The sequence below is a fragment of the Acidovorax sp. FHTAMBA genome, from assembly GCF_038958875.1.
GTDB lineage: Bacteria > Pseudomonadota > Gammaproteobacteria > Burkholderiales > Burkholderiaceae_C > Acidovorax.
Genome location: NZ_CP152407.1, coordinates 3,140,079 through 3,156,455, shown reverse-complemented (window position 1 = coordinate 3,156,455; position 16,377 = coordinate 3,140,079). Strand labels below are relative to the sequence as shown.

The 16,377-nt window shown below is 62.2% G+C and carries 14 protein-coding genes and 1 other RNA gene; 5 read left to right on the top strand and 10 right to left on the bottom strand.

From position 1 onward, the window contains the following. Nucleotides 1–51 precede the first annotated feature (51 nt). The 10 genes from AAFF19_RS14805 to gyrA form a co-directional block, all read right to left on the bottom strand. On the bottom strand, nucleotides 52–564 hold the full coding sequence (locus tag AAFF19_RS14805; protein ID WP_342720480.1) for a helix-hairpin-helix domain-containing protein: 513 nt from the start codon (nucleotides 562–564) through the stop codon (nucleotides 52–54). A gap of 21 nt (nucleotides 565–585) precedes the next feature. Then, a complete protein-coding gene (lapB, locus tag AAFF19_RS14800) occupies nucleotides 586–1,743 on the bottom strand; it encodes a lipopolysaccharide assembly protein LapB (RefSeq protein WP_342720479.1) in 1,158 nt (385 codons plus the stop codon). Further along, nucleotides 1,733–2,062 carry a LapA family protein gene (locus AAFF19_RS14795; RefSeq protein ID WP_008905634.1) on the bottom strand — a complete coding sequence of 110 codons (330 nt, stop codon included), beginning with the start codon at nucleotides 2,060–2,062 and terminating at the stop codon, nucleotides 1,733–1,735. The genes lapB and AAFF19_RS14795 overlap by 11 nt, the downstream gene beginning before the upstream one ends. Before the next feature lie 121 nt (nucleotides 2,063–2,183). Then, the gene (locus AAFF19_RS14790; protein WP_182118531.1) at nucleotides 2,184–2,534 is read right to left on the bottom strand and encodes an integration host factor subunit beta; all 351 of its coding nucleotides are present in this window, start codon (nucleotides 2,532–2,534) and stop codon (nucleotides 2,184–2,186) included. 121 nt (nucleotides 2,535–2,655) lie between these two features. Beyond that, nucleotides 2,656–4,356 carry a 30S ribosomal protein S1 gene (gene rpsA, locus AAFF19_RS14785; RefSeq protein ID WP_255344430.1) on the bottom strand — a complete coding sequence of 567 codons (1,701 nt, stop codon included), beginning with the start codon at nucleotides 4,354–4,356 and terminating at the stop codon, nucleotides 2,656–2,658. A gap of 180 nt (nucleotides 4,357–4,536) precedes the next feature. Beyond that, the gene (locus tag AAFF19_RS14780; RefSeq protein ID WP_182118532.1) at nucleotides 4,537–6,582 is read right to left on the bottom strand and encodes a bifunctional 3-phosphoshikimate 1-carboxyvinyltransferase/cytidylate kinase; all 2,046 of its coding nucleotides are present in this window, start codon (nucleotides 6,580–6,582) and stop codon (nucleotides 4,537–4,539) included. Between the two features lie 155 nt (nucleotides 6,583–6,737). After that, a complete protein-coding gene (locus AAFF19_RS14775; RefSeq protein ID WP_008905638.1) occupies nucleotides 6,738–7,610 on the bottom strand; it encodes a prephenate dehydrogenase/arogenate dehydrogenase family protein in 873 nt (290 codons plus the stop codon). Nucleotides 7,611–7,622: 12 nt separating this feature from the next. Next, the gene (gene pheA, locus AAFF19_RS14770) at nucleotides 7,623–8,720 is read right to left on the bottom strand and encodes a prephenate dehydratase (RefSeq protein ID WP_182118533.1); all 1,098 of its coding nucleotides are present in this window, start codon (nucleotides 8,718–8,720) and stop codon (nucleotides 7,623–7,625) included. Between the two features lie 60 nt (nucleotides 8,721–8,780). Further along, nucleotides 8,781–9,890, bottom strand: a complete 1,110-nt coding sequence (gene serC, locus AAFF19_RS14765; RefSeq protein WP_182118534.1) for a 3-phosphoserine/phosphohydroxythreonine transaminase — start codon at nucleotides 9,888–9,890, stop codon at nucleotides 8,781–8,783. A gap of 109 nt (nucleotides 9,891–9,999) precedes the next feature. Next, entirely contained in the window at nucleotides 10,000–12,666 is a 2,667-nt protein-coding gene (gyrA, locus tag AAFF19_RS14760; protein ID WP_182118535.1) for a DNA gyrase subunit A, read from the bottom strand. Between the two features lie 224 nt (nucleotides 12,667–12,890). Here gyrA and ompA point away from each other — a divergent pair, with 224 nt between their 5' ends. From ompA to AAFF19_RS14735, 5 genes are all read left to right on the top strand, one after another. After that, nucleotides 12,891–13,547 (top strand): outer membrane protein OmpA, encoded by a 657-nt coding sequence (ompA, locus tag AAFF19_RS14755; protein WP_342720477.1) that lies wholly within the window; start codon nucleotides 12,891–12,893, stop codon nucleotides 13,545–13,547. A 91-nt stretch (nucleotides 13,548–13,638) separates the two neighbouring features. After that, entirely contained in the window at nucleotides 13,639–14,349 is a 711-nt protein-coding gene (gene ubiG, locus AAFF19_RS14750) for a bifunctional 2-polyprenyl-6-hydroxyphenol methylase/3-demethylubiquinol 3-O-methyltransferase UbiG (protein ID WP_182118537.1), read from the top strand. An 8-nt stretch (nucleotides 14,350–14,357) separates the two neighbouring features. Beyond that, on the top strand, nucleotides 14,358–15,023 hold the full coding sequence (locus tag AAFF19_RS14745; protein WP_182118645.1) for an HAD-IA family hydrolase: 666 nt from the start codon (nucleotides 14,358–14,360) through the stop codon (nucleotides 15,021–15,023). A 12-nt stretch (nucleotides 15,024–15,035) separates the two neighbouring features. Beyond that, nucleotides 15,036–15,422: a transfer-messenger RNA gene (gene ssrA, locus AAFF19_RS14740) on the top strand. A 600-nt stretch (nucleotides 15,423–16,022) separates the two neighbouring features. Next, the gene (locus AAFF19_RS14735; RefSeq protein ID WP_182118538.1) at nucleotides 16,023–16,337 is read left to right on the top strand and encodes a hypothetical protein; all 315 of its coding nucleotides are present in this window, start codon (nucleotides 16,023–16,025) and stop codon (nucleotides 16,335–16,337) included. The last annotated feature ends 40 nt before the right edge of the window (nucleotides 16,338–16,377 follow it).

Here is a 16,377-nt window from a genome sequence, read left to right as displayed (position 1 = left end):
GGCACCAAATAAAAAGCCCGCCGAAGCGGGCTGTGGGCCTGCGGTACGTGCTTATTTTTTGGTAGCACTGGCCGCAGCGGCCGGTGCGCTTGCCGGCGTGGTCGCAGCGGCAGTGGCGGTCTTGTCATCCTTGCCAGCTTTTTTCCCGGTGGCTTTTTCCTCCTTGTCGCCCTTTGCATTTTTTGCATCGGACCGGGCTGCGGCGGTCTGGCTGAATTTCTTGCCATTGACCGTGAGACCTTCGGCAGAGAATTTGGCCGCCGTTTTCTCGCCTACGCCGCCTATGCGGGCGATGAAGTCACTCCAGTCCTTGAAATTGCCGTTCTTGCGTTCGTCCAGGATACGGGTGGAGATGCCTGGGCCAATGCCCTTGATGCCGTCCAGTTCGGCCGCAGTGGCTTTGTTCACGTCCACCGCTGCGAAAGCGGCAGCGGCGTACAGCATGGTGATGATGAGCAGGATTTTCTTGAACACGATAAAGCTCCCCCGAGAGTGTGGTGTGATGGTTTTTGTCGCGGCATCGAGTTGCCGCGGCGCCATCTTATCCACGGCTGGCAAGGCCATGTTGCCAGTTGTTTCAGGGGCTCAGAGCTCTTCCACGCGGCGTGCCGGATAGCTGTCCCAGGTCTGGCAACCGGGGCATTGCCAGAAATGCTGGCGGGCCTCGAACCCGCAGGCCGCGCAGCGGTAGCGCGTCAGGGGCTTGACCGCGTGCTCCAGCGCGCGCTGGATCTGCGGGTGGAATTCTTCGTGCTCCAGCTTCTCGGTGGCCAGCCATTTCGCCGCGGCGACCAGCGAGCGTTCCTTGTCCAGGTGCTCCACGTAACGCTGCCGGGCGGAGGGGCGGGTAGCCTCATCGGCGGCTTCCATGGTCACGATGCTCTCCAGCACATCCAGCGAAGGGGCCTGCGCATAGTGGGCCTGCAGCAGCGCGTGGACCTCGTCGGTGCGGCCTGTGGACGTGGCTGCCTCGACCATCAGCGGCGCCGCCAGGGGCAGCGCGGAGGGGTTGCGCTCGCCCAGGGCCTTGAGTGTGGCCAGCACTGCCGCCGGTTGGCCCATGAGGCGCTGCAGGCGCGCCAGCTCAATGCGTGCGCGTGCGGCTTCCGGGGCGGCTGCCACGGCCTGTTCCAGCAAGGCCTGTGCGCCGGGCAGGTCGCCCTGGGCGCTCAGCGCCAGCGCCTGCTCGCACAGGTAGTGGGCCTGGCGGGTGCTGAAGTCGCCCTGGTCGGCGTCGTGCATCTTGCGGGCGATGGTGGCTGCATGGGGCCAGTCGCGTGAGCGTTCATAAATGGCCAGCAGCGCCAGGCGGGCCTGTGCCTCGAAGGGCGTGCCTTCCAGGCGGTGCAGGGCTTCTTCCGCGCGGTCGAGCAAGCCGGCCTTGAGAAAGTCAAGCGCCAGCGCGTGCTGGGCGCGTTCACGGTCGGTGCGGGAGAGGTCGCCGCGCGAGAGCAGGTGCTCGTGCACGCGCACGGCGCGGTCGTATTCGCCCCGACGGCGGAAGAGGTTGCCCAGGGCAAAGTGCAGCTCCGACGTGTCGGGGTCGTTCTGCACGGCCTCGATGAAGGCGTCGATGGCCTGATCCTGCTGCTCGTTGAGCAGGAAGTTCAGGCCTTTGAAATAGGCCTTGGGCGCGCGGCGGTTTTCGGCGCGCAGCTGGCGCAGGTCAAAGCGCGAAGCCAGCCAGCCCAGCACAAAGGCCAGGGGCAGACCCAGCAGGATCCAGGTCAGGTCAAATTCCATGGACGGAAGGCAGGTCTGGCGGTGGTGGCGGGGCGGGGGGCGTGGGGCTGGCTGCTGCGGGAGATGCGCCTGGCGTGGGCGCTGGCGCCGCTGCATGGGCACGCCGTGCAGCGGCGCGGTGCCGCCACCAGCGCGGCACCATGCCCAGCACACCCACTACCAGGCCTGCAGAGAAGGCGGTCAGCACCACCAGCACCAGTGGTGCGCGCCATTGCGTGCCAAAAAAGAAGTGCACGGTGGCGTCCTGCTGGTTGTTCAGCGCGAAGGCAAACAGCGTAAAAAAAATGGCTGCCTTGAGCAGCCACAGGAGGTATTTCATCGGTCTCCCCAGTGGTGGGGCGATTCTAAGAGCTTGGGGCCTGAAGCGCGGCCCGGTAGTCGCACGCAAAAATAAAGGTAAAAAATGGCTCCAGCGCTTATCCATAAAGCGCCAGCAGCTATTATTTTTGAATGAGTGTGCTCCCGGATGGCGCGGAGCTTTCTTCCATTTCAGCGGTGCGCTTGTCCACGGCTTCCCGCAGGGCCTTGCCGGGCTTGAAATGGGGCACACGCTTTTCCGGAATGGCAACCGCTTCACCGCTGCGCGGGTTGCGACCCATGCGGGGCGGTCGGTGGTTGACCGAGAAACTGCCAAAGCCCCGGATTTCGATGCGGTGCCCACGCACCAGGGCCTCACCCACGGCGTCCAGAATGGTCTTGACGGCGTATTCGGCATCGCGGTGGGTGAGCTGGCCGAAACGGGCGGCCAGTTCTTCGACGAGGTCTGAGCGGGTCATGGAATCTTGGGGCATGGGCGGGCTGCGCTGGGCAGGTCTTTCATAAAAAGAGCGGGCGCCAAGGCGCCCGCTGTCTGACCGTATGAGGAGCCTTTGCACGAGTCATCGCGCAGAGACTTCTTGACGGGTCAGCGCTTTACTTTTCCGAGTTGTCCAGCTTGGCGCGCAGCAGGGCGCCCAGGCTGGTCGTACCGGCGCTTTCGCGGCTCGATTGCTGGCTCAGGTTGGCCATGGCGCCTTGTTCGTCGGCCATGTCCTTTTGCTTGATCGACAGCTGGATGTTGCGGGTCTTGCGATCCACGTTCACCACCACGGCCGTGACTTCGTCGCCTTCCTTGAGCACGTTGCGGGCATCTTCCACGCGGTCGCGGGAGATTTCCGAAGCGCGCAGGTAACCCACGATGTCTTCGCCGAGGTCGATTTCAGCGCCACGGGCATCCACGGTCTTGACCTTGCCGGTCACCGTCTGGCCCTTGTCGTTCACGGTCACGAAGGTCGTGAATGGGTCGCCGTCGAGCTGCTTGATGCCCAGCGAGATGCGTTCGCGGTCCACGTCCACGGCCAGCACGATCGCTTCCACTTCCTGGCCCTTCTTGTAGTTACGAACTGCGGCTTCGCCAGCTTCGTTCCACGAGAGGTCAGACAGGTGCACCAGGCCGTCGATGCCGGCAGCCAGGCCCACGAACACGCCGAAGTCGGTGATCGACTTGATAGGACCCTTCACGCGGTCGCCGCGCTTCGTGTCCTGTGCGAATTCTTGCCATGGGTTGGCCTTGCACTGCTTCATGCCCAGGCTGATGCGGCGCTTGTCTTCGTCGATTTCGAGGACCATGACTTCGACTTCGTCGCCCAGCGAAACCAGCTTGGCGGGAGCGATGTTCTTGTTGGTCCAGTCCATTTCAGACACGTGCACCAGGCCTTCGATGCCGGGTTCGAGTTCGACGAACGCGCCGTAGTCGGCAATGTTCGTGATCTTGCCGAACAGGCGGGTGCCTTGGGGGTAGCGGCGGTTCACGCCCATCCATGGGTCGTCGCCCATCTGCTTCAGACCCAGCGAGACACGGTTCTTCTCGGTATCGAACTTCAGGATCTTGGCCGTGATTTCCTGGCCAGCGGTCACCACTTCGGAAGGGTGACGCACGCGGCGCCATGCCATGTCGGTGATGTGCAGCAGGCCGTCGATGCCGCCCAGGTCCACGAACGCACCGTATTCGGTGATGTTCTTGACCACGCCCTGAACGATGGAGCCTTCCTTCAGGGTTTCCATCAGCTTGGCGCGCTCTTCGCCCATGGAGGCTTCCACCACAGCGCGGCGGCTCAGCACCACGTTGTTGCGCTTGCGGTCCAGCTTGATGACCTTGAATTCCATGGTCTTGTTTTCGTACGGCGTCAGATCCTTGATCGGACGGGTATCGATCAGCGAACCGGGCAGGAATGCGCGGATGCCGTTGACCAGAACGGTCAGACCGCCCTTGACCTTGCCGCTGGTCGTGCCAGTGACGAATTCGCCGGATTCCAGGGCCTTTTCCAGGCTCATCCACGAAGCCAGACGCTTGGCGGTGTCGCGCGACAGGATGGTGTCGCCGTAGCCGTTTTCGATGGAGCCAATGGCCACCGACACGAAGTCACCCACTTGGACTTCGACTTCGCCCTTGTCGTTCTTGAACTCTTCCAGCGGCACGTAGGCTTCAGACTTGAGGCCAGCGTTCACGACCACGAAGTTGTGCTCGACGCGCACGACTTCAGCGGTGATGACTTCGCCTGGGCGCATTTCCGTGCGCGTCAAGGATTCTTCAAAAAGGGCGGCAAAAGATTCGGACATGTGTTTCCTTGCCACAAACAGGATTCCGGCAGCACCATTGCTGTCGTTTTTATAGCTGTTTGCGGTGGTTTTTTGCGGCTGGGCCGCGGGTTAGGTTATCGATCCACACCACCGGTGCGCTGGCGCGCGAGAGGGGTGGCGTGGGCCTGTGGCAGGGCCTTGCAGACCTGCCTGGAGCCCGAGGGCTCCACGGTGTCAGCCCTTTGCCACAGCTGCAGAAAAGGGCTGGCGCTCTTGCCACCAGGTCAGCACCTGTTCGACGGCTTCATCAATCGTCAAATGGGAGTTGTCCAGGACCAGAGCGTCCTGCGCGGGCTTGAGGGGTGCAACCGGGCGAGAGCTATCTCGCAGGTCACGCGCTTCAAGGTCCGCGCGAAGGTCGTCGATACTAGCCGAAAAACCCTTTGAAATCAACTGTTTATAACGCCGCTCTGCGCGGCAGGCGGCGCTGGCCGTCAGGTAGACCTTCAAAGGGGCCTCGGGGAAGATCACGGTGCCCATGTCACGACCGTCAGCCACCAGCCCCGGCAGGCGCCGGAAGCTGTGCTGCAGCGCCACCAACGCCTGCCGCACGGCGGGCAGGGCGGACACGCGCGAGGCGTTCATGCCGGCCTCTTCGGTGCGGATGGCCTCCGTGACGTCGTCGCTTCCCAGCCACACCCGGCCGGCCTCGAAGCGCACGGGCAGGGTTTCGGCCATCTGGGCAATGCGGGCCTCATGCCCTGCGTCGATCTTCAGACCGGCACGAAGGGCGGCCAGTGCGGTGATGCGGTACATGGCGCCCGAGTCCAGAAAACGATAACCCAGCCGTTGTGCCACGGCGGCGGCCACCGTGCCCTTGCCCGAGGCCGTGGGGCCGTCAATGCAGATCACCGGCACCCGGTCGGTGGCCGCGTGCGACACGGAGAACAGCGTCTCGAAGTAGTCGGGAAAGGTCTTGGCCACGCACTTGGGGTCTTCGATGCGCACGGGCACGCCCGCCGGGTTGAACGCCGCCAGCGAGAAGCACATGGCCACTCGGTGGTCGTCGTAGGTGTGGATGCTGGCCGCTTTCCAGTCTTGGGCTTCGGCGGGTGGCGTGACGCGGATGAAATCCGCCCCTTCTTCCACCGTGGCTCCGAGCTTGCGCAGCTCGGTGGCCATGGCGGCGATGCGGTCGGTTTCCTTCACGCGCCAGCTGGCAATGTTGCGCAGCGTGGTAGTGCCCTCGGCATACAGCGCCATCACGGCCAGCGTCATCGCGGCATCGGGGATGTGGTTGCAGTCCAGGTCGATGGCCTTGAGTGGCCAGCCCTGGCCCGGTTCACCCCGCTGGATGTGCAGCCAGTTGGGACCACCGGTGACCACCGCACCCATGGCGCGGGCGGCATCGACAAAACGGATGTCGCCCTGGATCGAATCGAGGCCCACGCCCTGAATCTTGATGCCATTTTGGCCGTCAGCGCTTGATGTGATTGCGCCAAGCGCTATGAAATAACTAGCAGATGAGGCATCCGCCTCAACATGGATGGTGCCGGGCGACTGGTAGCGGCTGCCCGCTGCAATCGTGAACCGCTGCCAGTCCTGGTGCTCGACCACGATGCCGAAGCGTGCCAGAAGCTGGAGGGTGATGGCGATGTACGGCTTGGAGATCAGCTCCCCCACCACCTCGATCACGATGCTTTGCGTGCCTGCCGCCAGTGGCAATGCCATGAGCAGGGCGGTCAGGAACTGGCTGGACACATCGCCGCGCACGCGGATGGGAGCAGCCAGTGCCAGCGCCGGGACGCCATTGGCGTGGGCGATGCGCAACGGCGGGTAGCCGTCGTTGCCCAGGTAGTCGATCTGGCAGCCAAGCTGGCGCAGTGCATCCACCAGGTCGCCAATAGGGCGTTCGTGCATGCGCGGAACGCCCGACAGCTCAAATTCACCACCCAGCAGCGCCAGCGCGGCCGTGAGGGGGCGCATGGCGGTGCCGGCATTGCCCATGAAGAGCTTGGCGGGTGACTGGGGCAGGCGGCCACCCAGGCCGGTGATGCGCACGGTGTTGCCTGCTTCATCCACCGTGCAGCCGATCTGGCGCAGCGCGTCCAGCATCACGCGTGTGTCGTCTGACGCCAGCAGGTCGTTCACGGTGGTCGTGCCATTGCTCAGCGCGGCGAGCAGCAGCACCCGGTTGGAGATGCTCTTGGAGCCTGGCAGGTGGACTTCACCTGCGGCGGCTTGCAAGGGCGGCAGATCGAGGAATGCGGTGCTGTACATCGTGGTGGTGTGTCCATTGCAGCTCAAAGAGCTTTTTTTGCAGCCAGAGCCTGAGCAACTGGCATAGCCCAATCCCAGTGCACCCGTGGCGCTGGCTCTGCCAGGCCACCGGGTGCGTCCCCCTTGGGGGAAGGCGCCGAAAGCGACTCAGCGGGTCATTTCCGCTTTGCCCCCATGCGCCAATGCGCCCGGGTCTCGCTGGCCAGCGTCAGCATGTCTTCCAGCGCCTGGGCATCGCCTTTTTCCATGGCCTGCTCGATGGTACGCAGCGCCTGCTGGAACAGTTTGGACTGTGCGATCAGCTCCTCGCGGTTGGACAGCAGGATGTCGCGCCACACCTTGGGGTCGCTGGCCGCGATGCGCGTGAAGTCCCGAAACCCCGGGCCCGCCAGCGACAGGAAGTCGTCCCCATGGGCTTGGCCAGTGATGCTGTTCATCATGGCAAACGCCAGCAAATGGGGCAGGTGGCTGACGGCCGCAAAGGCGGCATCGTGCGACTCGGGCGACATGCTGGTCACGCGGCTGCCCAGCGCGGTCCAGATGTCCTGGGCCTTTTGCAGCTGAGCGGTGAAGGTGCGCTCGGTGGGCGTGAGGATGACCTGGCGCCCACTGTAAAGGTCGGCCTCGGCATGTTCCACGCCCGAGACCTCGCGCCCTGTGATCGGGTGCGCGGGCACAAAAGAGCCCACCTGGTCGCGCAGTGCGCGGCGGGCCGCCTGAACCACGTCGGCCTTGGTGGAGCCCACATCCATGATCAGCATCTGGGGCGTAACCAGGTGCTTGATGGCCTTGAGCGTGGCCTCGGTTGCAGCCACCGGCACGGCCACCAGCACAATGTCAGCGCCCGCCACGGCCAGCAGGGCGGACGGCGCCTCGACATCGATCACCCCTAGCTGGCGCGCGCGGTCGGTGGTGGACGGCGACTTGCTGTAGCCCACCACGCGTTTGACCAGGCCGGCCTTTTTCATGGCGAGGGCGAAGGAGCCGCCCATGAGCCCGCAGCCGATCAGTCCCAATTGTTCAAACATGGCGGCGGCTCCTTACGACCCAACCGGATAGGTACCCAGGACCTTGTAGAACGCGCAAAGACTGCGCAGTTCTTCCAGGGCCCGGGCCACGTGGGGTTGCGCGGGATGGCCGTCGAGGTCGATGTAGAAGTAGTACTCCCACTGCCCGGTGCGCGCGGGGCGCGACTCAAAGCGCGTCATGGACACGCCATGGGTTTTGAGCGGCACGAGCAGATCGTGCACGGCACCAGGGCGGTTGGGCACCGACACCACGAGACTGGTGCAGTCCTTGCCCGAAGGCGGCGGCGTCTGCAGCGTGTGCGGCAGGCAGATGATGGCAAAGCGCGTGCGGTTGTATGCATCATCCTGGATCGCGTGGGCCACGATGTGCAGGCCGAACTGCTGCGCGGCACGCTCGCTGGACAGGGCGGCCCAGGCCGGATTGGTGGTGGCCAGGCGCGCCCCCTCGGCGTTGCTAGACACCGGACGGCGCTCGGCGTGCGGCAGGTGCTTGGACAGCCACGCCTGGCACTGGGCCAAGGCCTGCGGGTGCGCCAGCACGGCCTCGATGCCATCGAGCGAATTGCTGGTGCGCAGCAGGTTGTGGCGCACGAGCAGGCTGACTTCGCCCACCACGTGCGTGGGGGTGTGCAGGAAGAGGTCGAGCGAGCGGGTGACCACGCCTTCGGTGGAGTTTTCCACGCCCACCACCCCGTATTGCGCGCTGCCAGCGGCTGTGGCGTGGAACACTTCGTCGAAGTTGGCGCAGTACATCAGGTCGGCCGCGCCGCCAAAGAACTCGATCGCAGCCTGTTCGCAGAACGTGCCCTCGGGGCCCAGCACGGCCACACGCTGGGGTGATTCGAGCGCCAGGCAGGCGGACATGATCTCGCGCCAGATGGCAGCGACGTGCGCGCCCCTGAGCGGCCCGGGGTTGGCGTTGGTGATCTTGTCGATGACCTGGGCTACACGGTCGGGTCGGAAAAAGGGCGTGCCCTCGCGCTTTTTGACTTCACCCACCTGTTCGGCCACCAGCGCCCTCTGGTTCAGCAGCGTGAGCAGTTGCTGGTCGATGCTGTCGATCTGCACGCGCAGGCTGGCGAGGTCGGGTGAGGCTTGCGGATTGTTCATGAATGGGAGATCGGTGCGGGGCTGTTGTTGGGTGGGTGAGCCACTGGCGCGCACGCCTTGTCAGGCGTGTTTTTGTTCAAATTCTCGCATGTAGTCCACCAGTGCCTGCACGCCCTCCAGCGGCATGGCGTTGTAGATGCTGGCACGCATCCCGCCCACGGACTTGTGGCCCTTGAGCTGAAGAAGGCCGCGCTCCTTGGCGCCCGCCAGAAACGCATCGTTGCGACTTTCGTCACGCAAAAAGAACGGGATGTTCATGCGCGAGCGGTAGTTGGCCGCCACTTTGTTGACGTACAACTGGGACTGGTCGATGGCGTTGTACAGCAGCGCGGCCTTGGCGATGTTGCGTTGCTCCATGGCGGCCACCCCGCTGAGGGCGCCTTCGGTCTGACGCTTGAGCCATTGGAACGTCAGCCCCGCAACATAGATGCCCCATGTGGGCGGCGTGTTGTACATCGACTGGTTGTCCGCCACCGTCTTGTAGTCGAAAGCGCTCGGACAGGCGGGCAGGGCATGCCCCAGCAGGTCGTCGCGCACGATCACCAGCGTGAGTCCGGCGGGCCCGAGGTTCTTCTGCGCGCCCCCGAAGGCCAGGCCGACACGCGACCAGTCCACAGGCCGGGACGCAACGTGGGAGGAAAAATCAATCACCAAAGGGGCATCACTGCCCAGGGCCTTCAGGTCGGGGAGCTCGTGGAACTCGGTGCCGTTGATGGTCTCGTTGCTGCAGATGTGCAGGTAACTCGCGCCCCGGCTGACCGTCCACGACGTCGGATCGGGCACGGTGGTGAAGCCCGTGTCTTCGGAAGAAGCCACGATGTTCACTTCGGATGCGTATTTGCGTGCTTCCTTCTGCGATTTCTGGCTCCAGCTGCCGGTCACGACAAAATCGACCGCGCCGGCGCGTGAGAGGTTGAGCGGGACGATCGCGTTCTCGGCAAGGCCGCCGCCTTGCATGAACAGGATCTTGAAGTTGGCTGGCACGGCCAGAAGCTCGCGCAGATCGGCTTCCGCCTGTTCGTAGATCGACAGGAACTCTTTGCCCCGATGGCTCATTTCCATCACACCCATGCCGCTACCGTGCCAGTCCAGCATCTCGGCGGCGGCCTGCTCCAGGACTTCGGTAGGAATGGCGGCCGGGCCGGCCGAGAAGTTGTATGGGCGCTTCATATTCTTCGCAAAAAAGGCTGCCAGCGCTTACTGGGTAAGCGCTAACAGCTCCACTTTTAATAGCATTTCATGGTGTTGCGCGTTCGGTGCTGCAACACGCGGATTTGGCTCAGGCGTCGGGGGTGTCCGTGGCATCTGCCGCAGGCGGTACGCCACCATCGCTGGTGTCTTCGCCGTCCGCCTCGGCCGCATTGGCATCGTTTTCGACAATGCGCTGCAAGCCGCTCAGCTGGGATCCCTCGTCCAGCGCGATCAGCGTGACACCCTGCGTGGCACGGCCCAGTTCACGGATCTCGGAGACGCGGGTGCGAACCAGCACGCCCTTGTCGGTGATCAGCATGATCTCGTCGTCGGCATGCACCAGGGTGGCCGCGACTACCTTGCCGTTGCGCTCGCTCTGCTGGATGGCAATCATCCCCTTGGTGCCACGGCCGTGGCGGGTGTATTCGGTGATGCTGGTGCGCTTGCCGTAGCCGTTTTCAGTCGCGGTGAGCACACTTTGCGTTTCATCTTCGGCGACCAGCATCGCGATCACGCTCTGGCCGTCTTCCAGCATCATGCCGCGCACACCACGCGCCGCACGCCCCAGCGGGCGCACGTCGTTTTCGTCGAAGCGCACGGCCTTGCCACCATCGCTGAACAGCATTACGTCGTGCTTGCCGTCCGTGAGCGCTGCGCCGATCAGGTAATCGCCATCATCCAGGTTGACGGCAATGATGCCGCCCTTGCGCGGGTTGCTGAACTCGTCCAGCGCCGTCTTCTTCACGGTGCCCATGCTAGTGGCCATGAACACGTAGTGGTCGGCCGGGAAGGTGCGCATGTCGCCGGTCAGCGGCAGCACCACGTTGATCTTCTCGCCGTCCTGCAACGGGAACATGTTGACGATGGGGCGGCCGCGCGATCCGCGCGAGCCGGCCGGCACTTCCCAAACCTTGAGCCAGTACAGGCGGCCGCGGTTGGAGAAGCACAGGATGTAGTCGTGCGTGTTGGCGATGAAGAGCTGGTCGATCCAGTCGTCTTCCTTGGTCGCCGTGGCCTGCTTGCCGCGTCCGCCACGCTTTTGGGCACGGTATTCGGACAGGGGCTGGCTCTTGATGTAGCCGGTGTGGCTGAGCGTCACCACCATGTCGGTGGGGGTGATCAGGTCTTCGGTGGACAGGTCTTGCGCGCTGTACTCGACGATGCTGCGGCGAGCGCCTAGCTTGTGCTGGCCGAATTCCTGCTTGATGGAGGTGAGTTCGTCGCCAATGATGGTGGAGACGCGCTCGGGCTTTGCCAGGATGTCCAGCAGGTCTTCGATGACCGCCATGACCTCCTTGTACTCGGCGACGATCTTGTCCTGCTCCAGGCCGGTCAGGCGCTGTAGGCGCATTTGCAGGATTTCTTGCGCCTGGGTTTCAGACAGGCGGTACAGGCCGTCCTGGCCCATGCCGAATTCCTTTTCCAGACCGTCGGGGCGATAGTCGTCGGCGTCGATCACGCCACCGTCGGCACGCGTGCGGGTGAGCATCTCGCGCACCAGCTTGCTGTCCCAGGCGCGGGTCATCAGCTCGGCCTTGGCCACGGGCGGGGTGGGAGCGTTGCGGATGATGGCAATGAAGTCGTCAATGTTGGCCAGGGCCACGGCCAGGCCTTCGAGCACGTGGCCGCGGTCGCGTGCCTTGCGCAGCTCGAACACCGTGCGGCGTGTCACCACCTCGCGGCGGTGCTGCAAAAAGACGCTGATCAGGTCGCGCAGATTGCACAGGCGTGGCTGGCCGTCTATCAGCGCCACCATGTTCATGCCAAAGGTGTCTTGCAGCTGCGTCTGCTTGTACAGGTTGTTGAGCACCACCTCGGGCACTTCGCCACGCTTGAGCTCGATCACCAGGCGCATACCCGACTTGTCAGACTCGTCCTGGATGTGGCTGATGCCTTCGATCTTCTTCTCGTGCACCAGCTCGGCCATGCGCTCCTGCAGGGTCTTCTTGTTGACCTGGTAGGGCAGCTCGTCCACGATGATCGCCTGGCGCTGACCCCGGTCGATGTCCTCGAAATGGCACTTGGCGCGCATCACCACCTTGCCGCGGCCGGTGCGGTAGCCGTCCTTCACGCCATTGATGCCGTAGATGATGCCAGCCGTAGGGAAGTCGGGCGCTGGAATGATTTCCATCAGCTCATCGACCGTGGCCTCAGGGTTGCGCAGCATGTGCAGGCAGCCGTCGACGACTTCGTTGAGGTTGTGCGGCGGAATATTGGTGGCCATGCCCACGGCGATACCGGCGGAACCATTGACCAGCAGATTCGGGAGTTTGCTGGGCAATACCAGCGGTTCTTTTTCACTCCCGTCGTAGTTGGGGCCGAAATCAACGGTTTCCTTGTCAATATCCCCCAGCATTTCGTGGGCGATTTTGGCCAGGCGGATTTCCGTATATCGCATGGCCGCTGCATTGTCACCATCCACAGAGCCAAAATTACCCTGGCCATCCACCAGCATGTGCCGCAGCGAGAAATCCTGGGCCATGCGAACAATGGTGTCATATACGGCCGAGTCACCGTGAGGGTGGTATTTACCGATCACGTCGCCCACGATACGAGCCGATTTCTTGTATGGCCGGTTCCAGTCGTTGTTGAGCTCGTGCATCGCGAACAGCACCCGGCGGTGCACCGGCTTCAAACCGTCGCGCGCGTCGGGCAGGGCCCGGCCTACGATCACGCTCATTGCGTAATCGAGGTAACTGCGCCGCATCTCCTCTTCAAGGCTGATCGGCAGGGTTTCTTTGGCAAACTGGGTCATGGGGGACTGCGGTGGCGGCGAAGGACAGTCATTTTAGAGCGAAGACCGTGTAGCGACCGCGCAACATATCGACGCAATTCCGAATTTGTCCTACGGAGCCGGAGCGCCCTGCGCCGCTTTTGGTCTGTTACGTATGGCACAATCGTTTGAACGTTTCGGGTGATGGTCACCCCAAGCGTCCTGATTCGCAGCGCGGCTGCGGCTTTTTCCCCAAGAGGAGAACCATGAAGAAACTGAACAAAGTGGCGATGTTGTTTGCCTCTGCAGCGCTCGCAACCGCCGCTGGCGCACAAACCGTTGACAACTGGAGAGATGCTTCTGGCCAACTGGTCTGGAAGAACGGCACCAATGAATACTGCTGGCGCAATGCCAACTGGACGCCTGCAACGGCTGCTCCTGGCTGTGATGGCGCTATCGTCGCTGCTGCACCAGCTCCTGCTGCCGCTCCTGCACCCGCTGCTGCTCCAGCTCCAGCTCCGGCTGCTGCTCCTGCGCCCGCAGCTGCACCAGCGCCCGCTGTGGCCACCAAGGTGACCTACGCTGCTGACGCATTCTTTGACTTCGACAAGTCTGTTCTGAAGCCCGAAGGCAAAGCCAAGCTGGATGACCTGGTTTCCAAGGTCAAGGACATCAACCTGGAAGTGATCATCGCCGTGGGTCACACTGACTCCGTGGGTTCTGATGCTTACAACCAGAAGCTGTCGGTGCGTCGTTCCGAAGCTGTGAAGGCTTACCTGGTGTCCAAGGGTATCGAAAAGAACCGCGTCTACACCGAAGGCAAGGGCGAAAAGCAACCTGTGGCTGACAATAAGACCGCCGAAGGCCGTGCGAAGAACCGTCGCGTGGAAATCGAAGTGGTCGGTACCCGCGCTTCCAAGTAATCCTCGGATTGCTTCACAAAAAAGCCCCGGTAACGGGGCTTTTTTGCGTCTGCGTCTGTTCGATAGGGTCCCGTGATGGAGAATCGGAAGAATGACTGACACCCTCAATGCAGATCCGGCCGAGCTGGCCAAGTTTTCAGAGCTGGCGCACCGTTGGTGGGATCCCGAAAGCGAGTTTCGCCCGCTGCATCAAATCAATCCGTTAAGACTTGACTGGATCAACTCTCAGTGCTCTTTGGCGGGTAAGCGTGTGCTTGATGTGGGCTGCGGAGGCGGAATACTGGCCGATTCCATGGCTCGCAAGGGAGCGGATGTGCTGGGCATCGATCTCGCGTCCAAGGCCCTTCGAGTAGCCCAGCTACATGCGCTGGAGGCCCAGACCGCTAATGTCGAGTACCGCGAAATCAGTGTCGAGGCGCTCGCCAAGGAGCAGCCGGCCAGTTTTGACGCCGTGACATGCATGGAGATGCTGGAGCACGTTCCCGATCCGGCGTCGGTCGTTCGTGCGTGCTCTGAACTTGTAAAGCCAGGAGGTTGGGTGTTTTTTTCCACCATCCATCGCAATGCCAAGGCATTTTTGCTTGCGATCGTGGGGGCCGAGTACGTTCTGAACATGTTGCCGCGCGGAACCCATGAGTACGCCAAGATGATTCGCCCCAGCGAACTTGCTGCACATTGCCGCAGTGCTGGCCTGCATGTCCAGCAAACACGGGGCCTGGAATACAACCCCATCACGCAGCGCTACTGGCTCAGTGGAGACACCGGCGTCAACTATCTGTTTTCCACCTGCCGTGGCGCTTGATGAACACCATGTTTTCCGCCGTTCGCGCTGTATTGTTTGATCTGGATGGAACCCTGATTGACAGTGCCCCAGATCTGGGTGCTGCCGCCGACAAGATGCGCACCGACAGGGGTTTGCCTTCCTTGCCCCTGGAGCGCTACCGTCCAATGGCGGGTGCCGGCGCTCGTGGCATGCTGGGCGAGGCATTCGGCATGAAACCTGACCATCCTGAGTTTGTGGCGTTGCGCGAAGAGTTCTTTATGAACTACGAGTTATGCATGACCGAGCGCACCAGCGTCTTTGATGGGGTGCATGAGCTGGTCGCAGAGATCCTTCGCCGCAATCTCGCTTGGGGGGTGGTGACCAACAAGTCTGCCCGCTTCACCGATCCGCTCACCCGCTCCATTCCATTGTTCGCGACAGCCGGAACGGTTATTAGCGGCGACACCACACCCCATGCAAAACCCCATCCCGCCCCTCTGCTTGAAGCGGCAGCACGCTTGAAGCTAGAGCCTGCCCAGTGCATTTATGTAGGTGACGATGAGCGCGACATCGTTGCAGGACACGCGGCCGGCATGGGCACTGTGGCGGCAGCGTATGGTTACCTGGGGGCCAAAACCGACCTGAAGCGCTGGGGTGCCCACGCTGAAATTAAATCTCCTGGAGAGCTCTTGCAATTACTGGGGAGCGCCTAAAATACAGGGCCTGGGGCTGTCCTGGTTTCGACGTGGGTTCGGAATCGGTGTGGTGCATGTCGAGCTTGAGTCACGCTCGTAAATCTCGATTTAACAAACTAACTGCAAACGACGAACGTTTCGCACTCGCTGCTTAATTGCCAGTGAGCCTTGCAACAGTTGGCCGATGGGCTGGGCAAGGGGGTTCTGAGCAATCAGTGCCTCCCGGCTGCAAGGATAATTACATGGGCTGGCTCTGATCCGGGTACCTTGGGTTGGAGCGAGAAAATAGGGTGCTGGCGGCCTGTGTAGCGTGCGACTGCGCGACACAGGCGGTGAGACTCAAATCAGATCGCTAAACATGTAGATCTGCCCGAAGAAGGCTTGCGGACGCGGGTTCAATTCCCGCCAGCTCCACCACTATTTGAAAAACCAACCTTTCTCGGTTGGTTTTTTTTCGCCCTTTCGCCCAGTGTTGGGACCGTGTCCTGGCATCGCCTTGAGAGCGCCACCCTGCGAGGGCGGCGTTTTTGCCCCCGCCGACGCCTCTCTGTTCTCCGTTTTCTCTGGTTTGTTCGGCTTGAAGTCCAGATTTATGCCGAGCAGTGTCATCAGATGCTGCGCGCTGCTGGGTTCGAACTCGAGGAAGTCAGTCTCGTTGTAACGAACGTGGCGTAAAAAAAGTGTGCCAGACCGGAGCTCGCTCCCCAGCAGCTAACGCTTTTTTCATTGGCAACTAACAGCCAGCGTTTCATTACCACAATCTCAGGACCAGGGTTCCGGGAGGGTTGCCGGTGCCAGTACAGGGATTGAGCCACGGCAATATGGGTCGCGTCGATGGCTTTGCAACCGGATGCCGTTGCTGCGGTGCTCGGATATTGCCGTTCCGGGGCACGTTACGGCCTTGACGCGTAGGAAATCGTCCTACAAATTGATGCGACTCACAAGCCTTGAGCCAGCGGCGTTCCAAAAATACGATGAATCATCTGTATAGCTGGCACCGCCAGATGAAAGGGCCGTATGAGCAGTTGGTACAAATTGGCGCTTGGCAACGACGATGAGGCCTTTGAGCCAGCCCTGCGAATCCAGCAGATGTTCATGTCGAAATTCCTGATGTGTCCTCCCGGTTCTGGAAGGGCACTTTTTTCTTGCTATGACAAGCAGCACGACAACCTCTGGTTGTACTTCTCCCCCGCAGCGGAGGACATTGCGTTGCGGGTGTACGCAAAGCCGTGTGAACCGCCGACTGCATTGGAGTGCATCGGACTGCTGGCAGGGGAGGGAGATGCTCTGGGCGGTTCGGTCGAATTCCCCTTACTGAAGAAGGCGGCATGAGTTCAATGCGACAAGGGTTTATGCAAATTAGGTTTGCTAT

Coding starts and splice junctions, on each gene's coding strand:
- AAFF19_RS14780 (WP_182118532.1), bottom strand. CDS start 6,582: ATGTACAGCACCGCATTCCTCGATCTGCCGCCCTTGCAAGCCGCCGCA.
- AAFF19_RS14775 (WP_008905638.1), bottom strand. CDS start 7,610: ATGTTTGAACAATTGGGACTGATCGGCTGCGGGCTCATGGGCGGCTCC.
- AAFF19_RS14745 (WP_182118645.1), top strand. CDS start 14,358: ATGTTTTCCGCCGTTCGCGCTGTATTGTTTGATCTGGATGGAACCCTG.
- gyrA (WP_182118535.1), bottom strand. CDS start 12,666: ATGACCCAGTTTGCCAAAGAAACCCTGCCGATCAGCCTTGAAGAGGAG.
- pheA (WP_182118533.1), bottom strand. CDS start 8,720: ATGAACAATCCGCAAGCCTCACCCGACCTCGCCAGCCTGCGCGTGCAG.
- AAFF19_RS14790 (WP_182118531.1), bottom strand. CDS start 2,534: ATGCCCCAAGATTCCATGACCCGCTCAGACCTCGTCGAAGAACTGGCC.
- AAFF19_RS14795 (WP_008905634.1), bottom strand. CDS start 2,062: ATGAAATACCTCCTGTGGCTGCTCAAGGCAGCCATTTTTTTTACGCTG.
- ubiG (WP_182118537.1), top strand. CDS start 13,639: ATGACTGACACCCTCAATGCAGATCCGGCCGAGCTGGCCAAGTTTTCA.
- lapB (WP_342720479.1), bottom strand. CDS start 1,743: ATGGAATTTGACCTGACCTGGATCCTGCTGGGTCTGCCCCTGGCCTTT.
- ompA (WP_342720477.1), top strand. CDS start 12,891: ATGAAGAAACTGAACAAAGTGGCGATGTTGTTTGCCTCTGCAGCGCTC.
- AAFF19_RS14805 (WP_342720480.1), bottom strand. CDS start 564: ATGGCCTTGCCAGCCGTGGATAAGATGGCGCCGCGGCAACTCGATGCC.
- serC (WP_182118534.1), bottom strand. CDS start 9,890: ATGAAGCGCCCATACAACTTCTCGGCCGGCCCGGCCGCCATTCCTACC.
- AAFF19_RS14735 (WP_182118538.1), top strand. CDS start 16,023: ATGAGCAGTTGGTACAAATTGGCGCTTGGCAACGACGATGAGGCCTTT.